The sequence below is a fragment of the Jeotgalibacillus salarius genome (genome assembly GCF_004405125.1).
Classification (GTDB): Bacteria; Bacillota; Bacilli; order Bacillales; family Jeotgalibacillaceae; genus Jeotgalibacillus; species Jeotgalibacillus salarius.
Map to the genome: position 1 here is coordinate 40,561 of NZ_SORX01000007.1, position 16,104 is coordinate 56,664.

The window sequence follows — 16,104 nt, forward strand, 5'->3', positions numbered from 1 at the left end:
CTTTTTAAATGAACTGAATTTTGCAGTTAAGTTCCTAATATCGCTTTAATGACAGAAGTTGTTTCTCCCCCGTCATATAACACATATAAAAGAAGGTAAACCATTACTCCGGTAATCGCAGTAGCAAACCAGATCACTGATGTGATCGGACCAATTTTACGGTGTTTCTTAATACGGTTCTTGTAGCCGAGCCAAATTGTCACAAGTCCAAAAACTGCACCTGTAGTGGCTAAAATGATATGAAAAATCAAAAACAGTGTGTAATAGATTTTCATATCTTCAGGACCGCCAAAAGCTGTATTACCCGTAAAGATTGTTCTGCTCATATAAATGATAAAAAACGTTAATGCTGCAACTGCAGCAGCAAACATTGTTTTCTTATGTGCCTCTATTTTTCTTTTTCTGACAAGTGCCCAGCCAATTGCGACTAGTATTGCACTTAATACGATAAAAATTGTACTCAACGTAGGTAATAAAGGTAACGTCATGTAGATATCCTCTTTCTATCAATTATATATGTTATTGAATGTTTGGTTCTCTTGCTGCGTATAATGATGCATTTAACGCATCTTCTTCTGATTTCTCTTTTCTGTACCATTCAAAAAATACTTGAGCCAGTATGACTCCGTAAATGATTTCCTGAATGATCTTCATCACTACTCCACCTACTTGCTGATCTTCCAAAGGAGCCATGTCTGTGAAAAGTTCAGGTCCCGTAATGCCGAGTCCTGCAAGTCCCTGCAAAGTTCCAGCAGGCACACAAAGTGCCATTGCCTCAAGCCAGGCACCACCATTGAAGAATGTTTCATACATGGGGCTGTCAGCAAAAATAATCAATGCACAGGCGGGAGTCAATAATATGCCATCGGCAAAAATATAACCGATTTTTTTTACTCCGCTTAATTTATACTCCCCTTCGAGTGTATTAACGAGCGGCCACCACATCAAGAAAGCAAATATGAAAATTGATCCTGTAACGATAGAATGAAGCAGCATATCAACTTTAATCGTATCGAATATTAATGGAATATGATAAAAAGAAAAAGCTCCATTAAATACAATCAGTGCGATTAATGGTTTAGTTAAGAATCCAAATACTGGTTTGACAACCGGAAGATTTAATAATGCCTTCCACATATAATTCGGAACACCGGCAATTAATAAAGGCGGAACTAGTAAATAAAATATACCCATTTGCACCATATGAACCGAAAACAATATATGGCCAAGTAAATCTATAGGTGACCCTTTTATCGTATATATAATCACAACGGCTGTTAAAACTAACGTGACTTCTTTCCTGGTCATCGATCTGGAGTAAGTTATTTTGTGTCTCCACTTCGTTGCTAACAGAAAGAATAATATTGTAAGGATTATCAGACTTATTAAAAAGTATGGACTCCATAAAGCCTGGAACCCAAAAATACTGATCGACATCAGGCACCTTCCTTTCCGAATACTCCTGTATCATCTACTTCATTATAATCCTGACAGCCGGTTACTTCAATGGAACCAGATGACAAGTTCATGAACGATACAGAAATTTACGCATGAAAAAGGACCGGCATATGCCGGTCCCGTATCATTTACCACCAAACGATCGTTAAGAAAGTCAGTATCGTAACAAATGCAATCAGTGCACCAGAATACAGAAATAGTGCTGCTGTTCCGTGTCCTTTATGACTCATATGCATGAAATAGTAAAGCTGAAGTACGACCTGAGCTCCTGCTAAAACAAGAAGTACAGGAAATGCATAAAACTTATCAAAGTCTGCAATGACAATGATAAATGCAATAAATGTCATAAAGATCATCATTGCAAATGATGTTACCTGCCCGCGCATTTCATCGCGTGCTTTTCTTCGGCGGTATTCATAATTGACTTTAGGGTTTGCTGAAGTTGATTCATGTGCCATCAGTTTATCCCACCATTCCCATTAAGTATACAACCGTGAAGATGAATACCCATACAACGTCAATGAAGTGCCAGTATAGAGAAGCTGTAAAGAACTTCGGTGCGTTGTAAAGATTCAATCCACGCTTGCCGTTACGTACCAGCAGAAGAGTAAACCATCCAAGCCCGACAACAACGTGGGCTCCGTGGAATCCTACCAGTGTATAGAAAGCTGAACCAAATGCACTGCTTGTAAATGTATGGTGAAATTCATGAACATAGTGGTTAAACTCATAAATTTCAAATCCAAGGAATGCAAGGCCCAAAAATACTGTAATCAGTAACCATGTCTGCATTTTCTGGTAGTTATGATTCTTCATGTGATACATCGCATACACACTTGTTAATGATGATGTTAAGAGTAACATCGTCATAATAAATACAAGCGGCAGTTCAAACATATCTGCTGCCAGCGCATGATCATTACCAGGAACTTTATCTTTTAATGCAAGATAAGTTGCAAATAATGAAGCGAAAAGAACTGTTTCTCCACCAAGGAAGAGCCAGAATCCTAAAAATTTATTTTTACCTTCAAGGGTAGTTTTTTCAGGAGATTCAGGCCACGTGCGAGCCGTGTATTTTTGGTTCATATCCATTACTCCCTACCCCCTTTATCATCGTGATCATCCATCAGTTCTTCTTTGTGAATATGGTATCCGTGATCATCTTTCAATGAACGTACAGCCATAGAACCGATTGTGATTAACATACCAATGATTAATACCGGAATTGACCAGACATAGTCTGCCCCGTCAGAAGCTCTCCAGTCAACCTGATACATCGCACCAAATGCTGCGATGAATAAACCAAGAGACATGACGAATGGAATGAAAGAATTGTTAGGCATGTGAATGTCACCAAGCGGTTCTGCCGGCGTCATTTCTTTACGGCCTTCCATTTTTTCAATCCAAAGCGGATCAAGTCCACGTACGAGAGGAAGCTGCTTAAAGTTATAGTAAGGCGGTGGTGATGGAATCGCCCACTCAAGTGTACGTCCATCTCCCCACGGGTCGTTTCCAACACGTACATTTTTAATCTGTGTAATCACTACATTGTATAATAGTACGATTACAGCAAGTGCCATGAAGAATGCACCAACAGTACTGATCATGTTAAATAAATCTAAACCTTGGTTAGGAAGGAACTTCCAAATACGTCTAGGCATACCCATCAGTCCAAGGAAATGCTGGATAAAGAACGTTCCATGGAAACCGATCAGGAATAGCCAGAATGTAATTTTACCGAGAGTTTCATTTAACATTGTACCGAACATTTTTGGCCAGTAGAAATGTGTACCGGCTAATAGTCCAAGTACAACCCCACCAATGATTACATAGTGGAAGTGAGCAACTACGAAATAAGAATCGTGGTACTGGTAGTCAGCTGCAGCTGATGCAAGCATAACCCCTGTCACACCACCGGCAACGAATGAAGGAATGAACGCTACAGCGTAAAGCATTGGCGTTGTAAAACGAATGCTTCCGCCCCACATCGTAAGAAGCCAGTTAAAGATCTTAACTCCTGTAGGAACGGCGATTGCCATTGTCGCTACAGCAAAGATTGCGTTCGCAGTCGGCCCAAGACCGGTTGTGAACATGTGGTGCGCCCATACCATGAATCCAAGGAACCCGATCAGCACTGTTGCGAATACCATCGCAGCGTAACCGAACAGACGCTTTTTAGAAAATGTAGAGATAATGTCAGAGAAAATACCGAATGCCGGAAGGATCAGTATGTATACTTCCGGGTGACCGAAGATCCAGAATAAATGCTCCCAGATAATCGTATTTCCTCCCATTGTTACATCGAAAAAGTTCGCACCAAACATTCTGTCAAACAGCATTAGGAAAAGTCCTACAGTCAGTGGAGGGAATGCAAACAGAATAAGTGCTGATGCTACAAACGTTGACCATGTGAATAGCGGCATACGCATGTAAGTCATCCCAGGTGCTCGCATATTAATAATCGTTACAAGGAAGTTAATCCCCGCAATTAATGTACCGGCCCCTGATATCTGCAGACCTAATACGTAGAAGTCAATTCCATGACCAGGTGATGCTAGTGACAGTGAAGCATATGAAGTCCACCCGGCATCAGGTGCGCCACCTAAAAACCAAGAAAGGTTAAGGAAAATTCCTCCGAAGAAAAATAACCAGAATCCAAGTGAGTTCAGGAATGGAAAAGCAACGTCACGTGCACCAATTTGTAATGGTACAACTGCGTTCATAAAAGCAAATAATAGCGGCATGGCTGCCAGGAAAATCATTGTTGTTCCATGCATGGTAAGTAATTCATTGTATAGTCCTGCTGACACAAAATCATTATCAGGAATCGCAAGCTGAATACGGATCAGCATTGCTTCTATACCGCCGACCAGGAAGAAAAATCCGCCTGAAACAAGATAAAGAATGGCGATTTTCTTGTGGTCGACCGTTGTGAGGTAGTCCCATAGGACTGCTAAGAACCCTCTTTTTTCAGCAACGGTACTCACTAATTATACCTCCCTTAGAAATCAAATTATTCAGAATAAACTTTTAAGCTCATTAAGTATTCAGTTAATGCATCAAGATCTTCATCTGACAGATCGTCTTCGTTATATCCACCCATTGTATTGCCAGGCTTAAGAACGTCTGCATTACGGATCCAGTTTTGAATATTTTCTGCATGTACTTCATCAGAATCCTCATTATCCAGGATTCCGGCTGTATATGAACGTTCACCGAAGTTTGTAAGGTTAGGTCCGGCAGATGAGCCAATCTGTTGAGTAGGGTCTACAGCGTGACACCCGATACAACCCTGTTCTTCAAACACGGCAAATCCATCAGCGACAGTATCATTTTCAAAGTCCTGCTCGCTTTCAGCTGATTCCTGCATTGCTGCAATCCAGCCGTCAAAGTCTTCCTGAGACATTGTCTGAACTTTAAAGTCCATTAATGCGTGTGAAGGACCACACAGCTCAGCACATTTACCATAGAACAGATTGTTCGCTTCTTCAGCTTTTTCACCGTCAAAGTTCAGGTAGAATGTGTTCATATTATCAACGTTCGTATCAATCTTTCCTCCTACTGCAGGAATCCAGAATGAATGCTTAACGTCAGAAGCAATTACGTTAAAGTAAACATTTTGATCTGTAGGGACAACTAGGTCCTGTGCAGTTACAACTCCCTGGTCAGGATAAGCAAACTCCCACCAGTAAAGGTTTGCGCGTACATCAATCACAAGTGCCTCTCTGTTTCCTTCTTCATCTTCCGCTTCCATTCCTGACTGATCGCCAAGCTCAAATGTCAGTGCTACAGTCGGGACTGCAAGAATCAAAAGAAGAATAATCGGAATAACAGTCCAGATTACTTCCAGTCTGTGGCTTCCTTCAACCTGTTTCGGAATGAAGTCATCCCCAAGCTTGGAGCGGCGGAACTTAGTAATCGCGATAACATATACAATTGCTACAACAATAATTACCAGAACCATAATTGCCACACTCAGCATCATCAGGTTGAATTGCTTCTGTGCTACTTCACCCGCAGGTTGAAGCGTTGACAGAAATGGCTCTCCACAGCCGGAAAGAATAAACGCCATTGCCGCAAAAAGCGGCAGAAAACGCCATTTCTTAAGCCCATTTTTCATAGCTTTGTTAAACCCCTCTTTCATTCAAATATTCTTGTTGATTGAAATTATTTATGTGGATTTCTCTTAAGAAAGAATTCCCTAAATAAATGTAAGGATGACCATACCTGTAAACATAATTGTCAGGTAATTCAGTGAATAAACGAACATCATTGTCGCCCATTTATGGTCATTTTTCGTTTTGTAACCTGCAAGCGCGAGCGCAAGCCAGCCTACATTCAATATTGTTGCCAACACAATAAAAGCGGTACCAAGTGAAGGCAATAAAAATGGCAGCGGGAACAAGGCGATAACCCACAGAAGCATCGACAGCTTCGTTCTCGCAAACCCTTTTACTACAGGAAGCATTGGTATTCCTGCAGCTCTGTATTCTTCCACTCTTCTCATCGCAATTGCGTAAAAATGAGGTGGCTGCCAGACAAACATAATTAAAAATAGTGCAAACGGAATCGCTCCAAGTCCCGGATCAATTGCTGCCCACCCAATCAGTGGAGGAACCGCACCTGAAATACTCCCGACAATCGTATTGCTGGCGTATTTTCTTTTTGTCCACATGGAGTACAGGACAACATAACTGAACACACCAAACAACCCTATTAAACCAGCTGTAACTGTTGTCATAAACAACATGATTTCACCAACAATTACCAGGCTGATGCCCAGTCCAAGAGCTTTCGTTGGCGCTACACGTCCAGTTACTGTCGGACGGTTCTTCGTTCTTTCCATTAAAGGATCGATATCACGGTCTATGTAATTATTAATACTGCATGAGCCCGCAACAACTAGTGAAGATCCGAGTAATGCTAAAAACATAACATCAAGAGATCCCAGAAAATAAGTATCGGTGAAATATAGCGCAAGCCATAATCCGGTAAACGCTGTTATAAAATTCGAGTTTACAATACCGATTTTGATCAGAGCGAGGAAATCTTTCCAAGCAGTTGTTCCAGAAAAATCTGCCCCATTTACAGCCGACACAACTCGACTATTTGACACACTTTCCCCTCCTCTCCAAACTTGCTAATACATTATACTACATCTACTATAAAGGATAGCGAACATGATTTCTATATTTAAAATGAAATTCAGACAACTTCTGAAATTGAGCCATTAATTAAATGTAACAATTCCTTCACATCTTACAGTCTTTTCATTGATATGAATTATTTTTATATAGTATTGCAATGTGAAAATTATTTGTCATGACACTTAAAGAATATTTGATTTTTACACAAAAAAGGTACACCTGAAGTTTATTCTGTACCATAATAGAGATTGTGAGAATCAGATTACACGCTGCCTGGCAGTTTAGTTATAAATTTATGAGAAGGTGAAACTTTTGCAATCTAAAGGATTAAAATTTTTAGGAGTTGTTACGACTCTGGTGATGCTGATGGTATTACTGGGCGGGGCGCTGGTTACTAAGACTGGCTCAGGACAGGGATGCGGACAGTCATTTCCATTGTGTCACGGTAAAATCATACCTGATCAATTAGAAATAGAAACACTCATTGAACTTTCACACAGAGTCATTTCTGCCGGCGCCGGATTTCTGGTACTTGCATTATCAATCTGGTCATGGCGTGCTATGGGACATATAAGAGAGACGAACTTTCTTGCCATCCTTGCATTTTTCTTTTTAATGCTGCAGGCGCTCCTCGGAGCCGGTGCAGTTGTGTGGGGACACTCAGATATCATTTTGGCCGCTCATTTTGGCATTTCGCTCATTTCATTCGCTGCAGTGTTGCTCTTGACACTTCTGATTTTTGAAGTTGATAAAAAGTTTAACGCGTATACAATTGTTATCGACAAAAGAATTAAACGTCATACCTACGGACTGATGATCTACATATTTGCTGTCGTTTATTCAGGTGCTTTTGTGAGACATACTGAAGCGAGCCTCGCATGTCCAGACTGGCCGTTTTGTGTAAACTCATCTCCCGGTGACTTATCATTGAATTCCATCCAATGGATTCAAATGGGACACCGCATGGCAGCTGCATTTATATTTATATGGATTATCTATGTTGCCATTATCGCCATTAAAAATTACAAGCATCAAAAAGTCGTGTATTATGGCTGGATCATTGCTTTAATACTTGTTACTGCACAGGTGATTACCGGCGCACTTGTCGTAGTTACCAAGCTGAACTTACTGATCGCACTTTCTCACGCCCTTATTATTTCATTGTTATTCGGGCTGTTGAGCTACTTTGTACTACTCATTTCAAGAAGCAAAATAAATCGAAAAAAAGAAAGTTGAGCGAAATTGCTCAACTTTCTTTTTTTGATTAGCTGTCTTTTTTCAGTCTGATCATAAGGTCACCCGGCGAAAGTGATTCTCCACTCTCCACGCAAACTTCCTCAACCGTACCATCAAATGGTGCCTGAACTGTTGTTTCCATCTTCATCGCCTCTGTGATGATCAGGTGTTCGCCTTTCTCTACCTGGTCTCCAACTGATACGACAACCTGAATAACTGTGCCAGGCATAGTCGCGCCAAGTTGTTCAGGATTAGATGGGTCAACTTTTTGTTTTACCGCAACAGTTGATTTAACACTCTCATCCTTAATGGCAATTTCACGCTGCTGACCATTTAAATCGAAATAAAGAACTCTTGTACCATCTGCTCTCGCTTCACCAATCGATACAAGTTTCAAAATTAGTGTTTTACCAGTCTCAATCTCAACTTCGATTTCTTCATTTAATTTCATGCCATAGAAGAATGTTGGCGTATTAATAACTGATACATCACCAAATTGTGCAGCAGTGTCAGTAAATTCTTTAAACACCTTCGGGTACAGTGCATGTGCCAAAGCATCAAAGTTTGTAACAGGTCTGCCAAGTTCATGGAATAACTCTTCTTTCAGCTTTTCGAAATCAATCGGCTCCATCAATTCACCCGGTCTTACTGTAATCGGTTCTTTTCCTTTTAAGATAACCTTTTGCAGTTCTTCAGGGAAACCTCCGTGCGGCTGTCCTAAGTAACCTGAGAACAACTCGACCACTGAGTCAGGGAAATCAATCGAATAGCCTTTTTCAATTACAGAATGCTCATCCAGGTCATTTTGGACCATGAATAATGCCATGTCGCCTACCACTTTAGAAGATGGTGTAACTTTTACAATATCTCCAAACATCTGGTTTACGCGGGCATACATTTCTTTTACTTCTTCCCAGCGACCGCCAAGTCCAACCGCTTTTGCCTGCTGCTGAAGGTTAGAGTACTGTCCTCCCGGCATTTCATGCTTATAAATTTCTGAATGCGGAGAGTTCATCCCACTCTCAAATGGCGCATAGTATTTACGTACATCTTCCCAATAATGAGAAAGCGTTTCTGAATGGTCCACATCCAGTTTCAATTGTCTGGTATTACCCTTCATTGCATAAGCGAGTGAACTTGCACTCGGCTGAGAAGTTAATCCGCTCATTGATCCAAGGGCTGTATCTACAATATCCACTCCTGCCTCAATCGCACGGGCATATTGGAAAATACCGTTGCCGCTCGTGTCGTGTGTATGAAGATGAATCGGAAGATCAACTGTATCCTTCAGTTCAGAAATCAGACGATACGCTGCTTCCGGCTTAAGCAGTCCTGCCATATCTTTAATTGCTAAAATATGAGCACCCTGATTTTCAAGTTCTTTCGCTAATGACTTATAGTACTCAGTATCATATTTCGTACGGGTCGGATCAAGAATATCACCTGTATAGCAGATGGCTGCTTCTGCAACTTTCCCTGAATCTCTTACCGCTTTAATTGCTGTTTCCATTCCTTCAATCCAGTTCAGGCTGTCAAAGATTCTGAAGACGTCAATACCAGCATAGGCAGAACGCTTCACAAATTCTTCAATGACATTATCCGGATAATTTTTATAACCAACCGCATTGGATGCGCGAAGCAGCATCTGGAACATGACGTTCGGAATTTTCTCTCTTAAAGTAATTAATCTCATCCATGGATCTTCTTTCAGGAATCGGTATGCAACATCAAACGTTGCTCCTCCCCACATTTCAAATGAGAATAAGTCACTTTGCATACGTGCAGATGCGTCAGCAATATTTTTCAGGTCTACTGTTCTCACACGAGTAGCGAGTAATGATTGATGCGCATCCCGGAACGTTGTATCTGTAACCAGTACTTCATCCTGTTCCTTCACCCATTCCTTCAGGCCGTCAGCGCCTCTTTCATCAAGAATCTGCTTTGTGCCGCCAGGTGGCTTTTCGAGTAAATTCACTTTTGGAATCCTAGGCTGACCAAACTCAGGCTTTTCGGCTTTATCAATTCCCGGGAAGCCATTTACTGTTACATTACCGATGTAAGCCAGCATTTTTGTTCCACGGTCTTTTCGTTTAGGGAAAAGGAAAAGCTCAGGAGTATGATCAATGAATGATGTATCATATTTTCCACTCAGGAACATTTCATGTTTTACTACATTTTCAAGAAACGGAATATTCGTCTTAATTCCGCGAATACGGAATTCTTGTAAATTTCTGACCATTTTAGCTGCAGCTTGTTCAAAAGTCAGCGCCCATGTTGAAACCTTTACCAATAGAGAATCGTAATGAGCTGAAATTTCTGCTCCCTGGTAACCATTACCGGCATCCAGACGCACACCAAAACCTCCGCCTGAACGATACGCCATTATGCGTCCGGAGTCAGGCATAAAACCATTCAGCGGATCCTCAGTTGTCACACGGGACTGAATAGCAAAACCATTCTGCTGGATATCCTCCTGCATTGGAATGCCCATCGTTGGACTATGCAATGTGTGGCCTTCTGCTATAAATAGCTGGGATTGTACAATATCAACACCCGTGATCATCTCAGTGATCGTATGCTCTACCTGAACACGCGGGTTTACTTCAATAAAGAAGAACTCATTATTTGCTACAAGAAATTCCACTGTCCCTGCGTTAACGTATGAAATGTTATTTGCTAGCTTCACAGCAGCATCACAAATTTCATCGCGCAAACTTCTTGGAAGAGATACAGATGGTGCCACTTCTACAACTTTCTGGTGTCTTCTCTGAATAGAGCAGTCACGTTCATAAAGGTGAATAATTTCCCCTGCATGATCTCCTAAGATCTGAACTTCAATATGCTTAGGATTCTCAATGAACTTCTCAACATATACTTCGTCGTTACCAAACGCTGCTTTCGCTTCTGATTTAGCACGATCGTAGGATTCTTTCACATCACTGGCAGATCGGACAATTCTCATTCCGCGGCCACCGCCACCCAGTGATGCCTTAATAATGAACGGAAATCCAAAGTCTTTACCAAATTGTTCAACTTCTTCAACGCTGGTTACAGGACCATCGCTGCCCGGTATAACCGGAATCCCTGCTTTAATTGCCTGTTCCCGTGCTTTCACTTTATCTCCAAACATATCAAGGTGTTCAGAAGTAGGACCTACAAATGTAATCCCTTCTTCTTCACATCGTCTTGCAAAGTGAATATTTTCAGATAGGAACCCATACCCCGGGTGAATGGCATCAACATTAGCCCGCTTTGCAATTTCAATAATCCCTTCAATGTCCAGATAAGCATCAATCGGCTTCTTTCCCTCACCTACAATATATGCTTCATCCGCTTTAAAACGGTGAAATGATCCGCTGTCTTCTTTGGAATAAACTGCGACTGTACGAATATTTAATTCCGTACATGCACGGAATACTCTGATTGCGATTTCTCCACGATTTGCTACTAATACCTTTTTAATTTTCTTCATAATGATCCTCCTCTATGATGTCAAACTTCTAGCGGTACAATCTTGCTGTGTTTTTTTCATTCATTGAAGATGTATTACTCTTATGATCCGGCATACTCTGACTTTCTTTCGCAAAATACTTTTCCTCATACTTTACAAACATAGATACATTCATAAGCAGTCCCATTGATAACGATAGAAGAATTAATGAAGATCCACCATAACTGATAAATGGCAGCGGGACTCCTGTAATTGGAATTAATCCTGACATGCCGCCAAGATTGATGAAGGTTTGAATACCAATCATGCTTGAAATGCCTATTGCAAGCATTTTACCAAACTGGTTCCTGCACCGAAGTCCTATTACGATGCCTTTTAAAACTATGTAGGCGAGACCTAACAGAACAAAACTTACGCCGAAAATCCCTAACTCTTCGGCAATGATTGCCATAATAAAGTCTGTATGCGGTTCAGGAAGAAATCCAAGTTTCTGAATACTTTGTCCGAGACCAGTGCCCCAAAGCCCGCCATTACCAATCGCATAATAAGAGCCTACAAGCTGCCAGCCATTATCACTGATATGTGCGAAAGGATCCTGATAAGCAGCAATTCTTCCTAATCGTTCCTCTGAAAAAATGTTCTGAAATGTATTCCGGTTAAAAAGAAAAAGTATTCCTGTGAATAAACTGATCACACCACCGGCTAAAGCTGCCAGTTTCAGCATACTTTTCACTTTCATCCCGGATGCCACAATGACGCTCATACCGATCGCAAAGATAATCGCTGCCGTTCCAAAATCCGGTTCAGCTGCAACTAGAAAACATGCGAAAACAAGTATGATAATCGGCGGCATTACCCCTTTGTTAAATTCATTGATGTAGGACTGTTTCTTTGCGTAAACTGCGGACAAGTAAACGATCATACCAAGCTTTGCAAATTCTGCAGGCTGCAGCTGAAAGCCAGGAAGCATGATCCAGCTCTTTGCGTTATTAACTTCAGATCCGATTATATGTACTGCAATCAGGAGAACAAACATCAGCCCAAAAATTAATTTTAGCATAAACCCTTCCTTATAAAGTTTATAAGGAATTAATGCCATAACGGTAAAGCCAATCACCCCTATAATTAAGTTTCTGAGCTGCTTTGTGTAAAAATAATCAGGGTTCTGGTCAAGGATTTCTACTGCGTACACCATTCCTGCACTGTAAACCATGACAACCCCGAATATTCCTAAGAGTATGTATACAGCCATTAATGAATAATCGTAAGACCTGAACATTCTTTTCAGAATGATCGACATTCTTATCAGTCCCATCTGTATATTTATTCAACAGGAAATGTGTAAAATCCTCTTTTTTTGATATAAAAAAACCCAAACAATCTGAAAAGTTTGTTTGAGTGGGTAAAAGTTATTTATTGGTGAAAGCATCATGGAGCACTGACATTTCTTTCTCAAGGGAGTCTATTAATGTCTTTCCATCTACTTCATCCACAAGCCCGAGCCTGACGGCGAATTCTATTTCACGGGATAACCCAAACATTTGCGTATCTAATACTTCTTCATACAATGGACACTGGGGCATCGTTAAGTTATCCATTTGAACTTTAATTAGCTGCGCTATTTTTTCGGCATCTTTGCGTAAAAGCTCATAGGCTTTTTCACGATGATCGACCTTCATTTCTGATGTCACACTGATCCCCCCAATCCATTCAGTTTTCATGCGATACATCATATCTTCTTAACCTAAAGTGTAGCGTTTTATCAAAGAAATTGCAAGCAGTGTCTTGCATATACAGAGCGTTTTTACCTTATGTGACACATTTTAGAATAGGATGTATACTCATAGGACAGATAAAAAAGGGGATGATGATGTGAACAATGTTATACCAATTACAGGACGGGTGAAATTTCAGCTGACAATAGACCCGAGCGTGTGGATTTTCGATGAAAGAAAAATAGATCTTACCACTTATTTCGATGAAGAGCGCGTAGAAATCGATGAGAATGAAAAGTATTCCAAAGCCGTCGCTGAACACTTTTCAAAGGAAATTAAAGAAGGTGCTGCACTACCAAAGCCGGCCTCACAATCAAAAAAAAGATACGAAAAAGAAAAATTGCTTAATGGTACTTTCGGTATAAAGATGAAACCATTTATTTTGAACGCCGAACCGGATAATAGCGCTGAAAAAGTAATGATTTCAACTGCTGAAGGCGTTCATTCCTTCACAATTGAAGAAGCCGGTGAATTAATACTGGCGTTTTCTAAAGATGGAAAACCACTGCTTGAGGATGGACCGGTTCATGTTTTATTTGAAGATGGTTCAAATCGAAATAACCCGATCACACATGTCCGAAAAATTACATTGTCTTGACGATCAAAAGCACTGACGCTGTCAGTGCTTTTGTAATTCGCCCATCACTTGCTGATCAAGATTTCTTGCTGCCTGTTCATCATAAGTTTTTGCAAATGCAGGTTCAGTAACAATTTTAGCTCCATAAAACATCACATCTCTCACTTCATCAATATTCAGTTCAATAATTGACAAACCAATCGGTACATCAGCAGAAGACTGACCGACTACTTTCGCTTTTCCACTAATGGAATAAGTACTCCCGCCTGCTATGATTGAAAGAGAGCATAAGGGCTGCTTGCCGATATTCTGAATAATTCTTGATCGGTGATCTACAGCAAAAATTAATGTAGCTTCATCTTTTGCATGCACCCAGGAAAGTGACGCCACGTTAGTACCGCCGGTTTGCGCATCTACTGTCGCCAGCTGAACAAATCGCTCATGCTGAAACTCTTCATACAAACCCGGTGTCAGATGATCTTCAACTCTGTTTGCCATAATTCCACTCCTTTTCGGCTTATTATACAGCAGTTTCTTCAACCTTAACAGTTGATACTTCACACATGTTATACTATAAGCATAATGCTGGATGAAAGGAGCTTGGAAATGAGAGTTAAATGTTTTTTATGCGATAAAATAGAATCAATTGAAGACTTCAGTCCGCTTGCAAAGAAGCTCCGCAATCGGCCAATTCATACTTATTTATGTGAAGAATGTAATAGTCGGATTGCCAGTAACACGAAGGCAAGAATTGCAACCGGTAACTTTAAACAATATAAAAGCTCAAGAAAAATCGAAAAAGAATTTTAGCCAGCGTAAAACCCCAAAGCTCAATGCTTTGGGGTTTTTTACTTAAATAATCAACTTGCGTTTTGGTTCCTTCACTTCCCCGGCTAACTCAATACATCTGCCGAGTTTGGCTGCATCAAAATTTCCGCCGCTTACAATCACGCCTGTCTGACCTGAATAAGGTGATAAGGTATTACTAAGAAGAGCTGCAATTCCGGCAGCGCCTGCTCCCTCAACCAACATTTTTTCTCGTTCAAGCATGAAGAGGATTGCTTTAGCAATTTCTCCTTCAGTTACTGTCACCATATCATCTACATATTTATTGATGATAGAAGTTGTCAGTGTTCCTGGTGATTTCACTTTAATTCCTTCAGCGATTGTAGGTAAGAATGGCACCTCACTGCTCGATTGTCCAAAAAATGAGGCAGCGATCGCCGGAGCAGCTGCAGACTGCACACCGATCACTTTTACTGATGGCTTTAATGCCTTCACCGCAAGTGCTGTACCGGCCAGTAATCCTCCGCCACCAGCTGGCACAAAAACTCTTTCAAGGTGTGGGCACTGCTGCAGCATTTCAATAGCCGCTGTTGCCTGGCCTTCAATGATTTTCAAATCATCAAATGGATGAATGAATACTGCACCCGTTTCCTCCTGCTTTTGACAAGCGGCTGCGTAAGCATCATCAAATGTTTCACCAATCAACACAACCTCCGCACCATACTCACGCGTTGCATTCACTTTAGCAATTGGAGTAGTCTTTGGCATAAAGATCGTAACCTCGATCCCTTTTTTCTGCCCTGCTAATGCAACTCCCTGAGCGTGGTTACCTGCTGATGCTGCGATAATACCTCTCTTACATTCAATTTCAGTTAGTGAAGAAATTTTATTCATTGCACCTCTTACTTTAAATGAACCTGTCTTCTGAAGGTTTTCAAGCTTCATCCATACCTGCTGACCCGTCATCTTATTCAGTGTGTCAGACTGCTTACATGGCGTTCTGTGTACGTAACTGCTTAGTTCTTCTGCTGCGTCGAATAATGCGCTCGTGTTATAGAAATTCCCAAGTTGATCATCCTCTCATTGTAGTTAGACATTTGATGCTTCATATTTGCTGATTGCCTCTTCATATTGGAATGTAATCGCAATCTCATCCCAGCCGTTCAGGAGCATCTGCTTCCAGTAGGAATCAATTTCAAAGTGCCATGTCTCACCATCACAGCTAACTGTTTGTGATTCCAGGTCCACCGTAGCATCCTTTTCATCTTTTCCAGCCTGGATTATTTTATTCGCTTCTTTCAATCTGATGGCGAGTATACCATTTTTCACACAATTATTGTAAAAAATATCTGCAAAACCCGGTGCAATAATTACTTTAAAACCATAATCCTGCAGGGCCCAGGGAGCGTGTTCTCTCGAAGAACCACAGCCAAAGTTTTCACCTGCTGCCAGAATTTCAGACCCTTTGTAAGCAGGGTCATTTAATACAAAATTCTGATTCGGTGTACCATCTTCATTGAACCGCCAGCCATAAAAGAGAAACTGACCAAATCCGGTACGTTCAATCCTTTTAAGAAACTGCTTCGGTATGATCTGATCAGTATCTACATTGATTCGATCAAGTGGTGTAATATTGCTTGTTAATTTTTTTACCGGTTCCATCAACTTCCCTCC

The 16,104-nt window shown here is 40.9% G+C and carries 15 protein-coding genes and 1 pseudogene; 3 read left to right on the plus strand and 13 right to left on the minus strand.

Annotation, left to right across the window (positions count from 1 at the left end; genetic code table 11):
* Nucleotides 1–26 precede the first annotated feature (26 nt).
* The 7 genes from E2626_RS12360 to cyoE form a co-directional block, all read right to left on the minus strand.
* Nucleotides 27–488 carry a DUF420 domain-containing protein gene (locus E2626_RS12360; protein WP_134382083.1) on the minus strand — a complete coding sequence of 154 codons (462 nt, stop codon included), beginning with the start codon at nt 486–488 and terminating at the stop codon, nt 27–29.
* Between the two features lie 31 nt (nt 489–519).
* Nucleotides 520–1,437, minus strand: a complete 918-nt coding sequence (gene ctaG / locus E2626_RS12365) for a cytochrome c oxidase assembly factor CtaG (RefSeq protein ID WP_134382084.1) — start codon at nt 1,435–1,437, stop codon at nt 520–522.
* 149 nt (nt 1,438–1,586) lie between these two features.
* Nucleotides 1,587–1,916, minus strand: a complete 330-nt coding sequence (ctaF, locus tag E2626_RS12370; RefSeq protein WP_134382085.1) for a cytochrome c oxidase subunit IVB — start codon at nt 1,914–1,916, stop codon at nt 1,587–1,589.
* A gap of 4 nt (nt 1,917–1,920) precedes the next feature.
* Nucleotides 1,921–2,550, minus strand: coding sequence for a cytochrome (ubi)quinol oxidase subunit III (locus E2626_RS12375; RefSeq protein WP_134382086.1), 630 nt, complete (start codon nt 2,548–2,550; stop codon nt 1,921–1,923).
* Nucleotides 2,550–4,445: a cytochrome c oxidase subunit I gene (gene ctaD / locus E2626_RS12380; protein ID WP_134382087.1), complete on the minus strand. Its 1,896-nt coding sequence runs from the start codon at nt 4,443–4,445 to the stop codon at nt 2,550–2,552. The genes E2626_RS12375 and ctaD overlap by 1 nt, the downstream gene beginning before the upstream one ends.
* A 26-nt stretch (nt 4,446–4,471) precedes the next feature.
* A complete protein-coding gene (coxB, locus tag E2626_RS12385; protein ID WP_134382088.1) occupies nt 4,472–5,578 on the minus strand; it encodes a cytochrome c oxidase subunit II in 1,107 nt (368 codons plus the stop codon).
* Between the two features lie 81 nt (nt 5,579–5,659).
* On the minus strand, nt 5,660–6,574 hold the full coding sequence (gene cyoE / locus E2626_RS12390; RefSeq protein WP_134382089.1) for a heme o synthase: 915 nt from the start codon (nt 6,572–6,574) through the stop codon (nt 5,660–5,662).
* A gap of 343 nt (nt 6,575–6,917) precedes the next feature.
* On the opposite strand from cyoE, the gene E2626_RS12395 reads away from it, so the two are divergent.
* Nucleotides 6,918–7,841: a COX15/CtaA family protein gene (locus tag E2626_RS12395; protein WP_424955134.1), complete on the plus strand. Its 924-nt coding sequence runs from the start codon at nt 6,918–6,920 to the stop codon at nt 7,839–7,841.
* A 28-nt stretch (nt 7,842–7,869) separates the two neighbouring features.
* Here the strand turns inward: E2626_RS12395 and pyc are convergent, their stop codons facing one another.
* The 3 genes from pyc to E2626_RS12410 all read right to left on the minus strand — a co-directional run bounded on the left by pyc (nt 7,870) and on the right by E2626_RS12410 (nt 12,983).
* Complete coding sequence (gene pyc / locus E2626_RS12400; RefSeq protein WP_208528147.1) at nt 7,870–11,313, minus strand: pyruvate carboxylase; 3,444 nt, start codon at nt 11,311–11,313, stop codon at nt 7,870–7,872.
* A gap of 28 nt (nt 11,314–11,341) precedes the next feature.
* Nucleotides 11,342–12,583, minus strand: coding sequence for an FtsW/RodA/SpoVE family cell cycle protein (locus E2626_RS12405; RefSeq protein WP_134382201.1), 1,242 nt, complete (start codon nt 12,581–12,583; stop codon nt 11,342–11,344).
* Nucleotides 12,584–12,701: 118 nt separating this feature from the next.
* Entirely contained in the window at nt 12,702–12,983 is a 282-nt protein-coding gene (locus tag E2626_RS12410; protein ID WP_134382202.1) for an Fpa/YlaN family protein, read from the minus strand.
* A gap of 181 nt (nt 12,984–13,164) precedes the next feature.
* On the opposite strand from E2626_RS12410, the gene E2626_RS12415 reads away from it, so the two are divergent.
* Nucleotides 13,165–13,665, plus strand: a complete 501-nt coding sequence (locus tag E2626_RS12415; protein WP_134382092.1) for a peptidyl-prolyl cis-trans isomerase — start codon at nt 13,165–13,167, stop codon at nt 13,663–13,665.
* Between the two features lie 21 nt (nt 13,666–13,686).
* Here E2626_RS12415 and E2626_RS12420 read toward each other — a convergent pair whose 3' ends face one another.
* Complete coding sequence (locus E2626_RS12420; protein ID WP_134382093.1) at nt 13,687–14,142, minus strand: pyridoxamine 5'-phosphate oxidase family protein; 456 nt, start codon at nt 14,140–14,142, stop codon at nt 13,687–13,689.
* 108 nt (nt 14,143–14,250) lie between these two features.
* On the opposite strand from E2626_RS12420, the gene E2626_RS12425 reads away from it, so the two are divergent.
* Nucleotides 14,251–14,454, plus strand: a complete 204-nt coding sequence (locus E2626_RS12425) for a YlaI family protein (RefSeq protein ID WP_134382094.1) — start codon at nt 14,251–14,253, stop codon at nt 14,452–14,454.
* A 42-nt stretch (nt 14,455–14,496) separates the two neighbouring features.
* Here E2626_RS12425 and ilvA read toward each other — a convergent pair.
* Both ilvA and leuD read right to left on the minus strand, forming a co-directional pair.
* A pseudogene (ilvA, locus tag E2626_RS12430) lies at nt 14,497–15,432 on the minus strand (threonine ammonia-lyase); the annotation flags it as partial.
* Between the two features lie 87 nt (nt 15,433–15,519).
* A complete protein-coding gene (gene leuD / locus E2626_RS12435) occupies nt 15,520–16,092 on the minus strand; it encodes a 3-isopropylmalate dehydratase small subunit (protein WP_134382096.1) in 573 nt (190 codons plus the stop codon).
* Nucleotides 16,093–16,104 lie beyond the last annotated feature (12 nt).